Annotated in this window: 14 protein-coding genes; 7 read left to right on the top strand and 7 right to left on the bottom strand. The window is 38.3% G+C overall.

Annotation, left to right across the window (positions count from 1 at the left end; translation table 11 throughout):
• Positions 1 to 40: 40 nt before the first annotated feature.
• The 3 genes from tnpA to GWJ01_RS05210 form a co-directional block, all read right to left on the bottom strand.
• Entirely contained in the window at positions 41 to 496 is a 456-nt protein-coding gene (gene tnpA / locus GWJ01_RS05220) for an IS200/IS605 family transposase (RefSeq protein WP_161710588.1), read from the bottom strand.
• A 353-nt stretch (positions 497 to 849) separates the two neighbouring features.
• Positions 850 to 1461: a lytic polysaccharide monooxygenase gene (locus tag GWJ01_RS05215; RefSeq protein WP_109394928.1), complete on the bottom strand. Its 612-nt coding sequence runs from the start codon at positions 1459 to 1461 to the stop codon at positions 850 to 852.
• A gap of 502 nt (positions 1462 to 1963) precedes the next feature.
• Positions 1964 to 2419, bottom strand: a complete 456-nt coding sequence (locus GWJ01_RS05210; RefSeq protein WP_109402397.1) for a regulatory protein RecX — start codon at positions 2417 to 2419, stop codon at positions 1964 to 1966.
• A 357-nt stretch (positions 2420 to 2776) separates the two neighbouring features.
• Here GWJ01_RS05210 and GWJ01_RS05205 point away from each other — a divergent pair, with 357 nt between their 5' ends.
• From GWJ01_RS05205 to GWJ01_RS05175, 7 genes are all read left to right on the top strand, one after another.
• The gene (locus GWJ01_RS05205; RefSeq protein ID WP_161710782.1) at positions 2777 to 3763 is read left to right on the top strand and encodes a hypothetical protein; all 987 of its coding nucleotides are present in this window, start codon (positions 2777 to 2779) and stop codon (positions 3761 to 3763) included.
• Positions 3763 to 4905, top strand: a complete 1143-nt coding sequence (locus GWJ01_RS05200; RefSeq protein ID WP_161710781.1) for a BamA/TamA family outer membrane protein — start codon at positions 3763 to 3765, stop codon at positions 4903 to 4905. Before GWJ01_RS05205 ends, GWJ01_RS05200 begins: the two co-directional genes overlap by 1 nt.
• Positions 4905 to 6059, top strand: a complete 1155-nt coding sequence (locus GWJ01_RS05195; RefSeq protein ID WP_161710780.1) for a DUF4056 domain-containing protein — start codon at positions 4905 to 4907, stop codon at positions 6057 to 6059. The genes GWJ01_RS05200 and GWJ01_RS05195 overlap by 1 nt, the downstream gene beginning before the upstream one ends.
• A 275-nt stretch (positions 6060 to 6334) precedes the next feature.
• On the top strand, positions 6335 to 7129 hold the full coding sequence (locus GWJ01_RS05190) for a protein bax (protein ID WP_109394918.1): 795 nt from the start codon (positions 6335 to 6337) through the stop codon (positions 7127 to 7129).
• A gap of 163 nt (positions 7130 to 7292) precedes the next feature.
• Entirely contained in the window at positions 7293 to 8711 is a 1419-nt protein-coding gene (locus GWJ01_RS05185) for an MBOAT family O-acyltransferase (protein ID WP_161710779.1), read from the top strand.
• Complete coding sequence (locus GWJ01_RS05180; protein WP_098941820.1) at positions 8698 to 9900, top strand: SGNH/GDSL hydrolase family protein; 1203 nt, start codon at positions 8698 to 8700, stop codon at positions 9898 to 9900. Before GWJ01_RS05185 ends, GWJ01_RS05180 begins: the two co-directional genes overlap by 14 nt.
• Complete coding sequence (locus GWJ01_RS05175) at positions 9875 to 11107, top strand: SGNH/GDSL hydrolase family protein (RefSeq protein ID WP_161710778.1); 1233 nt, start codon at positions 9875 to 9877, stop codon at positions 11105 to 11107. Before GWJ01_RS05180 ends, GWJ01_RS05175 begins: the two co-directional genes overlap by 26 nt.
• A 69-nt stretch (positions 11108 to 11176) precedes the next feature.
• Here the strand turns inward: GWJ01_RS05175 and GWJ01_RS05170 are convergent, their stop codons facing one another.
• The 4 genes from GWJ01_RS05170 to gntR form a co-directional block, all read right to left on the bottom strand.
• On the bottom strand, positions 11177 to 12115 hold the full coding sequence (locus tag GWJ01_RS05170; protein ID WP_109402402.1) for a methyl-accepting chemotaxis protein: 939 nt from the start codon (positions 12113 to 12115) through the stop codon (positions 11177 to 11179).
• Positions 12116 to 12265: 150 nt separating this feature from the next.
• On the bottom strand, positions 12266 to 13603 hold the full coding sequence (gene gntU / locus GWJ01_RS05165) for a gluconate transporter (RefSeq protein ID WP_109394911.1): 1338 nt from the start codon (positions 13601 to 13603) through the stop codon (positions 12266 to 12268).
• Positions 13600 to 14154 (bottom strand): gluconokinase, encoded by a 555-nt coding sequence (gene gntK / locus GWJ01_RS05160; protein WP_109402403.1) that lies wholly within the window; start codon positions 14152 to 14154, stop codon positions 13600 to 13602. Before gntK ends, gntU begins: the two co-directional genes overlap by 4 nt.
• Before the next feature lie 323 nt (positions 14155 to 14477).
• Positions 14478 to 15473 carry a gluconate operon transcriptional repressor GntR gene (gene gntR, locus GWJ01_RS05155; RefSeq protein ID WP_161710777.1) on the bottom strand — a complete coding sequence of 332 codons (996 nt, stop codon included), beginning with the start codon at positions 15471 to 15473 and terminating at the stop codon, positions 14478 to 14480.
• Between the last annotated feature and the right edge of the window lie 34 nt (positions 15474 to 15507).

The raw sequence follows: 15507 nt of genomic DNA, 5'->3' as shown, positions 1-15507 counted from the left end.
CTTTCTCTTCGTTCAAGCTCAGTGTCTTTGCTACTTTGGCTTACCCCTTGAAGGGGTTTTCATATTCTTTATTGCTCAATTTATCCGAGATTAAATTCGACTTTTCTTGCTCTCTGATATACTTTTGAATTGTGGCTTCATTGAGTCCAACTGTTGTGACATAGAACCCTTCCGCCCAAAACTTTCTGTTGCCAAATTTATATTTGAGATTGGCATGTCTATCAAAGATCATCAACGAACTTTTATCTTTCAAATATCCCATGAAGCTTGATACGCATATCTTCGGTGGAATACTCACTAACATATGAACATGATCTGGCATAAGGTGCCCTTCGATTATTTCTACACCTTTATATTTACAAAGGCCTCGAAGGATTTCACCTATACTTGAACGAATTTTATTAAAAATTACTTTCCGTCTATATTTCGGCGAAAAGACGATATGGTATTTACACAGCCACTTTGTATGTGCTGAGCTTTGTGCTTTAATGCCCATAAACACCTTTCCTTATTTAAGTTACGAATATTAGCTTGAACATCTATATCGTAACGGAAAGGTGTTTTTCTTGGTATAACCTTTAATACCCACCCGCATAGCGGGTGGTTTTATATTTAAGACGCTGACGCGACTTAAACTGGCTAAAGCCCATAATAAAAATAGCGCCCGAGTAGAGGCGCTATTAATTAAATAACAATAATAAATGATTATAGTTTCTAGTTAATAAAAAACACTAACTCTGATCCAAATTTAGAATTCGGATTTATGATCTATTTATAATTTAAAATAAATAAGATTGAGTACAATACCATTATTGATATTAAATAATTTCTTCTATTACGTTAAATTGATTATTTTTTAAAGTCAGCATCAATGACTTGATAAAATGCATTGCCTGTATCGGCAATATTCCAAACGCCTAAAATAACCTGATAACCTGAACGTTCTGGTATATTACAGTTTAATTCTACGGTTGCTGTTGGTATTTTCCCATTATCATCTTGTTGGCAAAATGGTGTTAAATCAAAATCAGCACGAGTCAGTGGTTTATTTACATCCCACTCTGGTTTGGTAATAAAGAATTGCCATGAAGCTGTACTGTGTTTAGCGGTTAATGTCCATTTAAAGGTATTTTCTCCACTTTTCATTGCTACTTTATGCCAGCGATCAGCACTTTGTTCATTTAAAGCAGAAAAAGCCTCTTTTCCACCACTAGCAATTTGACCATCAGCAGGCCCATCGTTAGGAAAGCCTTTTAGCCCTTCAATTGATTGAGGTTCATACTGTATTGGACCACAATCTTTATTTAAATTTTTCCCTTTTGCTGAACAAAGAAAAGCTCTGCTCGGAGGGACATCAATATAGCCATGTTTTAACGTCACATCAGCTGACGCTGTTGAAATAAAACCCGCTGATGATAGTAATAATGTTGCAGTGAATACCATAAGTTTATTTTTCTTCATAATAAAGCCTCATAATTATTAATAAGTGTTTTTAAATATAATGATTGCATCAATCACAATATATACTAGTCAAAAAAAGATAATTAAACATGCATTTATTTATATTTGTGAGCAATATCGCGGTTTATTTTAATATTAAAATGAGACTAACACGGTAATTTAATATTTATTAGATATACAATTTATTGTAGAAATAAAAATAAAGAAATTAAAAATAGAAAAAAATGACTAAACATAAAATAGATTTCCCTATTAAAAATTATCACTTTCCATTGCCTAAATAATTTAAAATAAGTATTTATTAATAACAATATCACCTTAAGTTAAATATCATATATATAAGAAAATAACCCCGTAAGAAAAGAGTTTGATCTTATTATTTTATTTTTTACGCTTGACTCCCCCTATAAAAACATCAAGTCGATTGATTTATATACACAAGAATATCTATTTTACATAATGATAAAAATAGCTGATATTGCAATGACACTACGTTAATCAATTAAAACAGCGAATTGATATAATCAGAGGTAAATCCACGATATTGTAGATAGCGAATTTGCTTGGCTCTCTCTTTAAAATCTTTGGGTTTAGCTGTACCGAATTTTTTCTCTTTAAGATTTTGGCAAAGTGCGTACCAATCAGTATCTGTTTCTTCTAATACACGTTCAATAATTTCGCTAGGAAATCCTTTTAGGCGTAACTCTTGGCGAATACGTAACGGCCCATAGGATTTATTTAAATAACTGCGAAAGAAACTATAAATAGTTCGATTGTCATCGAGATACTGACTTTCAAGTAAACGTTCGATCACTTGAGGCAAACATTCGGGAGCCGTCGGTGAATCTTTCTCAGTTTCACGAATTCGGCGTTCAATTCGACGTTGCAATTCGTTTGTACTGTAATCACGACGAGACAGCATAAAAATAGCGTACTGATAAAGCTCTTGATAAGTCATAACGTTCCTTTATTAAAAGAGTCCATATAAGGCAACTATTATCATAACGGTTTATCACCGAAATAGCTTATTTCGATGTTAATTTCATCAGTAATATCGAGAGAAATAAAACAGTAATAATTAAAAGAAGAGTTATCATTCCTTTTTTATAATTTTAATCGACTAGTTTTATTAAGGTTTTCTTAGGGAAAATAGGGGTATTTACTTAATAATCCCTTAATAATACTACAATAATGCGAAATGCAAGTATCAATTACTGTATATCGCACTTATAGCTGGTGATCATTAATAAGAAAAAGATTAAAATTTCTGACTATTCTTTTACTACTTACTTTTTTAATTTTCTGTGGGTTATGTATGAACTTTTCCAATTTAAATAAGGTGGTATTAACCACCTCTCTTCTTGCGACTGGCTTTTCTTACGCGGATAGCGATCGCCCAATGCTTTCTTTAAGTGTTAGCCAATCCGGTGGTACTGCTTTAAATAATGAAGGTTCATTAGATACTCGTACCCCAGCAAGCCAATCTCGTGTTTTACCCATTTGGGGCGATGAAGCTCGTGCCCGCGGTTATGATATTCCAGAGCCTTTTGGTGCCAGCTATAGCTATATGAATCTACGCCAAGATATTATTGTGGATAAGATTGGGTTTCATATAGATGATCCTTTAAAAAACCAATTGCTCGGGATTATTAAAGTTGATGCTGGTCACACTCGAGAAAAAAGTGAAACTCATATGTTAAAACTCGATAGCTGGGTATTTCCATTTTTAAATGTTTACGGACTCTATGGTAGAACTAAAGGTAAATCCAAAACTAACATTAATGCTGTTTATATAGCAGGCACACCTAATTATGAAAATACGCCTTTTACCTTAGATTTTAAAGGTAATACTTATGGTGCCGGTTTTACTTTAGCGGGTGGTTATAACCAATTCTTTGGTACTTTTGACTTAAACTATACCAAAACAAATCTAGATATCTTAGACGGTGATATTAAAGCATTAGTGATTTCACCTCGTGTGGGTTATGAATTTGTTTTTGAGCCATTAATTGCGGGTCAAGGTAATACTAAACTGCAAGTCTGGACTGGTGCGATGTATCAAGATATTACCCAACGCTTTAAAGGTGATGTTAGTAAACTCAATATGCCTGATGAATTTACTGATTTAATGGGTATGTTTGGTTTTGACGGAATGAAATTTGACGTTGAACAACATCTTGCTCATAAATGGAACCAAACTGTAGGTGCGCGTTTAGAAGTGACTCGTAATTTTAATGTGATCACTGAGCTTGGTTTCAACAACCGTAATAGCTTCTTTGTTTCAGGTGAGTTCCGTTTTTAATGGTTAAATACCTCTTTATTTTTGGGCTGGCATTTGCCAGCCTATTTATTTCGCATACAGCACAAGCTCAACTCTTTCCCGATAGACAACAAATAGACCAATGGCTAGTTGGATTAGGGGGAGAAAATAACTTCGACCGCAGTAAAACTATCGACTGGGGCGTATTACCAGGCCCATTTTATACACCAGAGCTAGAATTGGGTGTAGGTATCGCCCTTGTTGGTCTTTATCAAGCGGATAGTCGCCCTGATAGCAAAATCTCGTCTCTTTCGTTAAGTGGCTTTGGTTCATCAACTGGTGCTTTCGGTATGACCTTTAGCAACTACACTTATCTGGCTGATGATACATGGCGCTTTTATCTCACTGGAACACTAAATAATGTCCCCACTAATTATTGGGGAAAGGGTTATCACGAAGGGCGTGTAAAAGATCATTTCGGCGAATTTCGCTCTCAAGAATTGCGTCTAACCCCCACGTTATTGCGTCAAATTACCAAAAACACCTATATAGGATTAGGGTGGGATTACTCCAATCTACAAGCTGCCGCTCCCGACTATCCCTTTAAAGACTATATGAATGCACATGATTTACCTTTACGTTCAACCAGCTCGGGAATAACGGCTCGCTTTACTTACGATAGTCGCGATTTCTTACCGAATGCTTATCAAGGTCAGGCTTTTGATATCAGTTATACCCATTATTCACCAGATACGGGCAGTAATAACCGCTTTAATGCGACGCAGATACAATATAACTACTATTATCCCTTAAGTGATAATTCGGTATTAGCATTTGATAATTATGCCCGTTTCACATCAGGTGATGTGCCTTGGAGCCAATTGTCTAAACTAAGTAATGGACAGCAAATGCGAGGCTATTACGAAGGGCGATATCAAGATAACCACGTATTTTCAACTCAATTAGAGTACCGCCAGAAACTCGATTGGCGTCATGGCATTGCACTTTGGGTTGGTGGTGGTACGTTAAGCGACCAAGCGCGTGATTTAGGTAAAGGTCATTGGCTACCGAGTGTCGGTGTGGGTTATCGATTTGAATTTAAACCCCGTATGAATGTACGCCTCGATTTTGGTATAGGTAAAGAAAGTACAGGATTCTATTTTCAAGTAGGTGAAGCATTTTGATGTTTAAGCGGTTTCTTTTTATCAACACCATTGTCTTCTTCTTATTTATTGCAGGCTGCACTCAAGTCATACCTGTTAAATCTCTGCACGCCAATCTTGATAGTGTTACCCACGAAGAAGCAACACAACTTTGGCAAACTCCCGAACCGTTAACCGCACCCAATGGTTTAAGACCGTGTTGTGCCTTTGGTTACGACTTAAAAGTAAAAGCGTTTGAAATTCCTATTCCTTTCTATCGTATTGATAATGTTGTTGAGGCCTCTGCATTAGGCAATCACCGTTACAATGACAGTTTTTGGTTAGGTACAGGGGCAGTATTGGGTTTAGGAAGCGAAAAATCTGGCTTAATTTATTCTCATAAAGGCGGATTTCTTGATATCGCCCATATTCGTGATACGGCGGATTATACTTATTATCTTTTTAGCCATATCTACCCAAAATTAGGGCAAGAGTGGACGCTAACGCTAAGTGATGAGTTGGCACAACGTAAAATCCACTTTAACGCATTCACGCCACCTAAAAACGAATTAGAGCGTTACACCTTAAGTGCCTATCTTGCCGCACACCTTGGTTATCGCCTTGCGGTATGGCATGAAATTGCACAATGGTATGGTTTTCGCTCTGTACCAGGCTTTTCAGAAGGTATTTCTGCCTTTTCACCCGAAGATCTCTATTCCAACTTAATTGGGGCAAGGCTTTCTCTTACGCTTATCTTAAAGGGTCATGCCACCAGCCTTGAACAATATAATCAATCAATGCAAGGTATTATTCCCTCTGCGCTCTACCAATTAGAGGCTCAACCTCGCCAATTAACGCAACAATGGTTTGATGTGATTGATGGGCAATGGTGGGATAGTCAGCAACGTGTACCTGATAAATTCTTAGTTTTATTGCGTGATTATCATATCTCAGACCAACGGTATCCAGTGTTACCTTTCGAGGAAATAACGCCCCCTCACTACCTCACTTTACCTAGTGCTTATTCTGGTTACGTTTTAGAACAATTAGCAGAATTTCAGCTTTGGTCAACAAAGGAAATGGGAAATTTACCGCATCCTAAAACCTACTGGAGTGAAGCGGATTTTACTGATTTAACAGAAAAAGCGCGTGAAATTGATAATAAAACTAGACCAAAAACAACAAAAAATGACTAAATAACAAACAAAATTGACACATTAAAAACGCTTAATTTTACTAAATTTAGGTTAATTCATACCTTTTTACATAAGATAAATTTAAGTTTACGTCAAAAAAGCATTTTTTGTTAAAGGAGAAAAGCGATTATAAAACGTGGCTTTCCAGTAAACCTTATACATTTATTTAACAAATCACTCGTAGTTATCCTAATGTGAGGCGATATTTTGTAGCTATGAAAAAAGTAATTTGCTAGTATTCGTTCGATTTTTATCCAGTTAAACGAGGAGAAGCAATGCCCTCTCAATTGATGAGGACAAGTGCCGTCTTCGCTTTCTTGATTTCACTACTATTTACTGGTGTAAGTTTTGCTTCAACCAGTACCAGCAGTTCCCAGATACTGCAGGCGTATTCTTTCAAAAGCACGTCAACACCGTTGCCAGATTTGAAAAGATACCCTTCGGGAACACAGCGTAAGAAAGCGTTTTTAAATGTCATAGTTCCTATTATTGACAATGTTAATAATAAGATTTTGAGAGATCGTGAGTGGTTAACCGCTCAACGTAAAGCCCAGCACTGGGGCAGCGCAGATTTAAAAAAACTGCGTGAAATCTGTCAATACTATGGCGTCACATGTACCAGCCCTAAAAAAGTAAATTGGGATTCGTTACTGACTCGCGTTGATATTATTCCGACACACTTTGTCGCAACGCAAGCTGCAACGGAATCAGGCTGGGGAACATCGAAGTTGGCACAACAAAATAATAATCTATTCGGTATGCGATGTGGGAGTCAGTCTTGCAATAACGTTCCAGGGAAAACCAAAGGCTATGCAGCCTACCCTGATATTGAAGGCTCAGTGATTGCTTATATGCGTAATCTTAATACGCACCGCGCCTATAATTCATTGCGCTCCTCAAGAGCACAGCAAAGAATGACGCAGCAACAACTCGACTCTCGCCAGTTAATCACTGACTTGAAAGGTTACTCAGAATTGGGTTCAAGTTATAACGATTATCTGACCGAAATGTTCGACTCAAATAAAAAGCTGATCACCCAAGTTCAGTTGCAGTCGAAACAAGATAGTTAAGCCTTTGCAGGCTTTCATCTGACAAAAAGCCACTTTTCTTTCTAGAGAAAAGTGGCTTTTATTTATCACAAGATAATCTTTTGATTGAAAGCCTGCTTAGAATTCATAATATATGGGGTAACACGTTTGGTATGACTTTTAAATCACACCCTTAGAGCCCTTTATGAATTTTTTTTCATTCGAGTTTCTCGGAGCCTTTGTTAGTTTTTTTGTTCTATACTGGCTCTTCCAAAAGCACGTTAAGATCCAAAATATCCTACTGATAACAGTAAGTTATGCTTTTCTCTTTTATGCGGATTATCGTCCTGCGATTATCTTATTAAGTTATACTCTCTTTATTTATTTACTGGCGAATATATTAACTAAGTACACATCCTCTAAAATTATATACTGGCTATTAGGATTATTAGTTGCGATCTATTTTACTGCCTTTAAATATTACTCATTCTTCCAAGAAACGCTGACACAAGCATTCCAACAATGGGGACTCAGTATTGAGCTGCCTCTTATTGAGTTGCTTGCGCCATTAGGACTCTCTTTCTATATTTTCCATTCGGTAAGTTATGTGGTTTCTGTTTGCCGAAAAGAGATCCCTAAAGCACCGTTTTTGGATGTCGTTCTTTATTTATGCTTTTTCCCAAGCATAGTCGCGGGGCCAATTAATCGCGCTAAAGAGTTTCTTCCACAAATTCAGGCTCCAACACGAAAAATCATTGATTATAAAGGGGCGATAATGCTGATTGTTTTAGCTATCGCAAAACTCTTTTGGTTAAGTGGTTGGTTCTCAACAAACTATGTTGATCCGGTATTTAATGCGCCCGATTTAGCGCAAAGCGGACAAGTGCTGACGGCGATTTATGCCTATGCATGGCATATCTATTTCAATTTCTCTGGTTACACTAATCTGGTTACAGGTATTGCCTTATTGCTGGGCTTTGTTGTCCCTCGCAACTTTAATGCGCCTTATTTAGCGATAAACTTAGCTGATTTCTGGCGTCGCTGGCACATCAGTTTATCTACCTTTATTCGTGATTACGTCTATATTCCTTTAGGGGGGAATCGTAAAGGGGTGATGAGACAAAACTTTAATGCCTTTGCCGCGATGGTTATTTCTGGATTATGGCATGGTGCTGCTATGACCTTTATTATTTGGGGGGCTATTCACGGGATTGGAGTCGTGTTATTAAATATTAAACACCGTCTTCTCCCAGCGAAGAAAAATGCCCCACCAAGTGCTTTATCGTCATTAAATATGTTGTTGTCATGGATAATCACATTCCACTTTGTTTGCTTTGCTTGGATATTTTTCCGCAGCCAAACCGTGGGAGATGCTTTAGTTTTAATACAGCAACTCTTTAGTGTAGGTGCTTGGGCGTCATTACAAGCTGAAGGCTTAACCCTCTTTATGTTCTGGGGACTTTTCTTACTTTACCCTTGTTTTGTTACATTAAGGGATATTGTGGCTCGTCTTGAAAAAAGAGTGCCGTGGTATGTTTATCCACTACCACTTGCGTTGATCCTCACGATTATTTTCATGTTGTCTCCAGATGGGGTGCCAGGATTTATTTATGCCAGCTTTTGATTTCTGCTCAAACTTAAAAAAGACAGCAAAAGTTGCCTTAATGGTGCTATTCAGCACCCTCTTTCTGATTTGGCTAAACCAAACATCACTAGAGCGTTTTTGGCAACAACAATATCATCGCCCTGCACCTTGGTCTGGGCTTTCTCACTATTATGCTTGGCAAGTGGGTGGACAACTGCGTGATGGCGTATTCGTTGCGGTAGAAAGCTATGGAGATTACCTACAAGTTAATCATCCTGATAATCAGGCTAAACCAATAGTGCAAACCTCAGCCCCTGAGCAGCTTCCTGAAGGCTTTGCTGTTGGCTTACACTTCTTTAATGGATACACACGCCCAGCGACTCAATTAACGCAACGCTTTCCTCAATTATTAGAGCGCAAACAAGCAATGGGTGGATTACCTTACCATTCTGTTACTGACGTCTCTGATGCGGCATTAGAAGCCTTAAAACCTATCGTCCCAAAAACAGAAATTATCTTATCACCAGAAGATAAAGTGTTATTTGCAGGCGATTCAATGATGCAAGGTGTTGCCCCTTTACTTAAACGTCAACTGCAAACGGATTACAACATCAGCAGTATCGATTTAAGTAAACAAAGTACAGGACTTGCTTATCCACGCTTTTTCAATTGGCCACAAACCATTGCGACACGTTTAGCCAGTGACGACTCCATCAAATTATTAGTGGTCTTTTTAGGCCCTAATGATCCTTGGGATATGCCGCCTGATGGCGGAGGACGCTACTTAAAATTTGCCAGTGAAGCATGGGAATCTACCTACCGATCACGTATTGCAGGCATTATAGAAAATGCGAGACAGAATAATGTCACGGTGATTTGGGTTGGGCCTCCTAATATGCGTAAACAGAAGTTATCTGAAGGTATGGCATATCTTGATAAACTTTACCGTGAAGAAGCTGAGAAGATGGGCGAAATTTACCTTTCCGTCAATGATATGTTTAAATATGAAAAAGATATTTATTCTGATTATATGGGTGATGGCAGCAGTCGTGTTAAGTTAAGAGCCGGTGATGGCATTCATTTTAGCTTAAAAGGTCAGCAAATTATTGCTCAACACGTATTCTCACGTATTCATCTTCAAGAAGAAATTAAAGAAGATAATGCAGTCGATGATGTAAAAGATAAAAACACGGTTATTGTAAATGAAACAAATAACGCACATCCTTGAGCGTAAAACTTTAGTCAGTAGCTCAATCATACTGACTTTAGTTTCGCTCTTAGTTGCTTGTAACCAAGACACTGAAAAAACAGTAAAGCTCCCAACACCCACAGTATTACCTGCTGATGGTTCAAGACAGCTTTATAACTACCATGATCCCCATTTTGCGGGCTTTGTTAAGAAATTACAGCAAGGTCGCCAAACTGTGCATATCGTTCAGTTAGGGGATTCTCATACTGCGGCTGATTTTTTCAGTGGTAAGTTGCGTGAACGTTTTCAGGCTGACTATGGTAATGGCGGTATTGGTTTTATCCCTCCGACGAATATCGCAGGCCAGCGTATTGCGAACGTACAATACCAAAGTGACAAAAAAGCTTGGGCACTGCTTTCAAGCAGGAAAGATAGCGATCCTGATTTCCCATTAGGAGGTTTTATTAGTGAACCTCAAGCTAAATGGGCAAAATTGCAGTTATCTGAAAACCCAGTAACTCAGCAACGCTATCAATTACAAGCACTTTATAAAACACCAACGACAGTGCAAGTGAATGTACAGTCATCGACAAGTAAAGTTCTTTCACTATCGCAAACACAAGGTAAATGGCAATTTTCGGATCCAACAGCCATGACATTCCCCGTCAGCATTACAGTTAGCAAAAACCAGCCAGTTAAATTAGGCGGTTGGTTGATCACCAATCAACAGCCCGGTGTTATGCTTTCCTCATTAGGTATTAATGGAGCCACTATTAATATGATGGATAGATGGGGTGCGCAGTGGACTGAGACGTTAGGACAATTACATCCTGATATGGTTATTTTGGCTTATGGTACAAACGAAGCCTTTAATGATACTTTCGATTTAAATGCTTATCGCCAGCAACTTACAGATAAAATTCGCCAAATTCGCCAGCAAGCCCCTAATAGCGCTATTTTATTAATTGGGCCGTCTGACTCAATCAAAAATAAAGAAGCCCCTGACTGCCGTTCACAACAGCCTCAATGGCTAAGTGATATAGTCAGAATTCAAAAGGAAGTTGCCCAACAAGAGAAAACGCTGTTCTGGGATTGGCGTGACTATATGGGTGGAGAGTGCTCTATAAAAGCGTGGGCATTGTATGATTTAGCAAGACCTGATGGTGTTCATCTTTCTCGTGAAGGTTATGAAAGCAGTGCCAACACACTTTATAGCCAATTGAACACATTAATGAACAAAGGCTAGTTCTCTCTTTTCAATACACAAAAAGGAGCGATAAGCTCCTTTTTGCATTTCTGGTTTTTATTTAGCTAATTAGTAACTCACTGAGTTTAATAAAACATCTACATACTTGATAACATCGACACTGGCCTGTTCCATTCGCTCTATATATTGAGTTACCGCTTCTTGATCACCGTTTATATTAGCACTTAGCGCTAAACGCCCACATTCATGTACTAATTTATGTGGCTCTTCTAAACGACGAAAAGCCTCTGTACCAGCAAATTTCCGACCATCACCTTGATAATACCATTTCCCTAATCGGCATTCAGTGTGTTGATTAACACAGTGCTCATCATCATTATTTAATAAATGAATATAAATAGATTCTTTCCATAAAACATGATCGAGTTTGACGGTATTAAAAAACTGTTGCATCGAAATAAAAGTAAAAATATGTTTAAGCTCGCTCACTTGTTCTGACAATGACGTTAAATTTTGATGTCCTTCTTCTACCTGTATTTTGATTTGTTGAACCTGTTCTTGGTTTTTTTCTGTCGTTTCTTTAACAGGAATAAAACGAGCACCTAAATTATTATTTATGCTGGCAATAGAAGAAGCTTGTTTCTGGATTTCTAATGACAACTTTTTCATCTCTTGAGCTAAAACTGAAAATCCCGCGCCTTCTCGCCCTATATGCCCTGCTTCAATCGCTGAATTTATCGATAAAAGATTCGCCTGACTGGAAAGCCTATCGATATTGCTGGCGCTCTCTTTAATCTTTTTTAACCAACTAGAGAAATTTTCTATCTCTTCTCGGCTATGCGTAAAATGGGTATCAACCTCATTTAAAAATTGAGTTAATAAGCGGGAATTATCCAGCATCTTGCTAAATAGATGTTCCATCTCATCGAGCAAATTAAGCTTATCTTGTAGCTTATTGCTTGATGCTAAAATCGAATCACGTATAAGTGTGATTGTGTGAATATTACAATCTGTGTGTTTAATAAAAAGCGAATTATAGTCAACCATAATATGACAACCCCAATATGCCCACCGAATAAAGAAACCTATAGGTTAATGAGACACAAGGTATTTTCTGTCATATTTGATAGTCATTTATAGCAATGAAAAAAGCGCGTCAAAGGACGCGCTAATAATATGAAAAATAAAGATTAGATATCAAAGGAATGTGAAGAAAATCATACCGATCACAGCACCTGTTGTGCCAAGAATAGTTTCCATTAATGACCATGTTTTTAAGGTTTGAGCTTCTGTTGCACCTGTAAATTTACCAAATAGCCAGAAACCAGAGTCATTAACGTGGCTAAGAATAATAGAGCCACCCGCAATACAGATTGATAATGCAGCCATTTGAGCACCGCTGTAACCCAGCTCATTGATAACAGGCAAAACTAAACCGACAGCAGTTAAACAAGCAACTGTTGCTGAACCTTGAATAACACGCACTGCACCAGCCAAAATAAAACATGCGACTGCAATTGGCATACCGGCACCAATTAAAGCATTACCCAATGCAGGGCCGACACCAGAATCTACCAGCACTTGTTTAAAGACACCGCCAGCACCTGTTACCAGTAAAATGATCCCTGCGGGTTGGATTGCAGCAGAACAAATCTCCATCACTTTTTCTTTACTCATACCACGGCGGATTGCTAAGCCGTAAATAGCCACTAAACACGCGACAAGAATAGCGATAAATGGATGACCAACAAATTCAAGAATGTTATACAGCTCTGAACCTTTCTCAACGAAACGCGCACCAATAGTTTTGCATCCCACTAACACTAAAGGTAATAACACCAATGCAAGGCTGAAACCAAAGGAAGGCATTTTGTTCTGACCTAAACTTGGTTCAGACAAATCTTTTGGTAAATCTAAGGTAACGTAACGGCTGATAAAGTTACCAAAGATAGGACCTGCTAATAACATTCCCGGAATAGCCGCACACAGACCAATTAAGATCATCCAACCAAAATCTGCGTTCATCTGGTCAGCTAACAACATCGGTGTTGGCCCCGGTAATAAGAAGGCTGCAGCACCTGCAACACCCGCAAATAAAGGGATTGCCATTTTCACTACATTGCCACCTGTACGGCGAGCAACAGCAAATACAACACCAATTAATAAAACAACGGCTACATCAAAGAACAGAGGTAGAGCACAAATTAAACCTGCGATACCTAATGCGTAGTTGGCACGTTTCTCACCAAAATATTTTAATAATCGTACTGCGATTTGGTCTAATGCCCCTGTTTCATGTAGCACCTTACCAAACATTGCTCCCAGTGCGACGACAATAGAGAGGAAACCTAAAGTACCTCCCATTCCGTTTTGCATGGTTTGTGTGATTTTTTCCAAAGGCATGCCTGAGAAAATACCCGCACCAATGGCAACAATCATTAATGCAATAAAAGCATGTAAACGTGCATACATAACAAAAAAGAGCAGTAATAAAACAGAGCCAACTGCCGTTAGCACAAGTGTTAATGTACTCATACCATTTCCCCTTCAAAAGTCCCTTGAGTGACTGAATTTATCTTATTAATTACACTTTCAATCACATCATCAAGTGGCATTGAAATATCAATTTCATACACATCGTTTTCAGCTGTTGTTGGCTCTTCTAGGGTTTCAAATTGTGTCACTAACATTTGAGGTTTAAAGAAGTGTCCTTTACGCGCTTTTAAACGACTTTCAATCAGCGCATAGTCACCTTTTAAATATAAAAAGTGCAGGCATTGATTGCCGTCTCTTAACATATCGCGATACTGTTTTTTCAATGCAGAACAAACAATTAACGAAACACTATTGGTTCTTTGCATTGCAAATGCGGCATCATTTAATGCTTGTAGCCAAGGTTTACGATCTTCATCATTTAAAGCATGGCCAGATGCCATTTTAGTAATATTTGAGCGAGGATGGAGGAAATCACCGTCCAAAAATGCAGCACCTGTACGTTGTGCTACACCACTTGCGACCGCAGATTTACCGCTGCCTGATACCCCCATTAAGATGAAAACATGGTGTAGGGATTGGGTATCGTTCATAGAATGCTCCTTTAAGGCAGATATTAAGTCTTTTTTGTAATGTTACCCGTAACTGTTACGGGTAACATATCCGAAGTGGCAAGGTAAATACAACAACGAAGATCAACTAAGAAGTGAAAATGTGAAGCGACTCTCAAATGAAAGTAAGATGATCTACAAAATGACAACAAAATATCTGACCAACATCTTTTTTATTCACAGTCAAATTACGAGTAATAACACTGAAAGAGAGAAGACTTTTCAATAAAAAACCCTACTGTTACAAACATAACAATAGGGCTTCAAAAAATATTATTTTCTAAAATTATCAGCAAGTTAATTAATTATATACTTTCACCCGTAATAATGCGGAAACCAACATCAATCACTTGGCCTCGAGCAATTTTGCCTTTCATTCGCTTAAGCAATAAATCAGCAGCTTGTTGCCCCATTTCATCACGAGGGGTAAAGATACTCGCCAAACGAGGCGTCATCACTTGTCCAACATCGTGCCCGTGGAAACCCGATATCGCAATATCCTCCGGCACAGAAATGCCTAAACGTTGACACTCAAAAATGGCACCAATTGCAATATCGTCATTGGTACAATAAAGTCCGTCTAAATCAGGATATTGCTTACGTGCAGCATGTAATAATTCAGCCCCTAACGAATAAGATGAGCTTTTTGGTGTCATCACATTGCCAATAGGTAAACCCGCATTTTGCATTGCGTTTTCATAACCTTGTAAACGCATTAAGGTTCTTTCGTCCTGTCTAGCACCAAGATAGATAACCCGTTTGCATCCACGTTTGAGCATCTCATTGACCATCTGTTCTGAAGCGTCAACGTTATCTAATCCTACTGCCGAGTCAAAACAAGGCGAAACGCTATCCATGATTTCTACCACAGGAATGCCCGCAGTTTCTAACATTTTCATTGTCTTTGGTGTGTGCGTTCTTTCAGCGAGAATAAGCCCATCGATATTATAAGAGAGTAATGAAAGTAGGCGTTCTTCTTCTTTTTCAGCACGATATCCGTAGTGCGCTAACATGGTTTGATAACCGTATTTATCGGTCACTGATTCAATGCCACGAATAACTTCAGCAAAAACTTGGTTAGTTAAAGAAGGCAGCAATACCCCAATCGCATGACTGGTTGAATTCGATAAAATATCAGGGGCACGATTAGGAATATAATTGAGGCTATCTAATTCGCGCGCAATTTTTTCTCGTAAAGCTTCAGAGACTTGTTCGGGATTACGCAAAAAACGACTCACTGTCATTTTGGTAACACCAACTCGTGAAGCGACATCCTGTAATGAGGGGCGTTTTTTCTTCATTTTATATCGCAACTATCCAAAAACACTCGTATTA

This window comes from Proteus sp. G2618, from assembly GCF_009915995.1.
In the GTDB taxonomy this organism is placed as follows: Bacteria; Pseudomonadota; Gammaproteobacteria; order Enterobacterales; family Enterobacteriaceae; genus Proteus; species Proteus terrae.
Note: the sequence above shows the minus strand (reverse complement) of the source record. Positions and strands in the feature narration are given on the sequence as shown.

Coding starts and splice junctions, on each gene's coding strand:
- tnpA (WP_161710588.1), bottom strand. CDS start 496: ATGGGCATTAAAGCACAAAGCTCAGCACATACAAAGTGGCTGTGTAAA.
- GWJ01_RS05215 (WP_109394928.1), bottom strand. CDS start 1,461: ATGAAGAAAAATAAACTTATGGTATTCACTGCAACATTATTACTATCA.
- GWJ01_RS05210 (WP_109402397.1), bottom strand. CDS start 2,419: ATGACTTATCAAGAGCTTTATCAGTACGCTATTTTTATGCTGTCTCGT.
- GWJ01_RS05205 (WP_161710782.1), top strand. CDS start 2,777: ATGAACTTTTCCAATTTAAATAAGGTGGTATTAACCACCTCTCTTCTT.
- GWJ01_RS05200 (WP_161710781.1), top strand. CDS start 3,763: ATGGTTAAATACCTCTTTATTTTTGGGCTGGCATTTGCCAGCCTATTT.
- GWJ01_RS05195 (WP_161710780.1), top strand. CDS start 4,905: ATGTTTAAGCGGTTTCTTTTTATCAACACCATTGTCTTCTTCTTATTT.
- GWJ01_RS05190 (WP_109394918.1), top strand. CDS start 6,335: ATGCCCTCTCAATTGATGAGGACAAGTGCCGTCTTCGCTTTCTTGATT.
- GWJ01_RS05185 (WP_161710779.1), top strand. CDS start 7,293: ATGAATTTTTTTTCATTCGAGTTTCTCGGAGCCTTTGTTAGTTTTTTT.
- GWJ01_RS05180 (WP_098941820.1), top strand. CDS start 8,698: ATGCCAGCTTTTGATTTCTGCTCAAACTTAAAAAAGACAGCAAAAGTT.
- GWJ01_RS05175 (WP_161710778.1), top strand. CDS start 9,875: ATGAAACAAATAACGCACATCCTTGAGCGTAAAACTTTAGTCAGTAGC.
- GWJ01_RS05170 (WP_109402402.1), bottom strand. CDS start 12,115: ATGGTTGACTATAATTCGCTTTTTATTAAACACACAGATTGTAATATT.
- gntU (WP_109394911.1), bottom strand. CDS start 13,603: ATGAGTACATTAACACTTGTGCTAACGGCAGTTGGCTCTGTTTTATTA.
- gntK (WP_109402403.1), bottom strand. CDS start 14,154: ATGAACGATACCCAATCCCTACACCATGTTTTCATCTTAATGGGGGTA.
- gntR (WP_161710777.1), bottom strand. CDS start 15,473: ATGAAGAAAAAACGCCCCTCATTACAGGATGTCGCTTCACGAGTTGGT.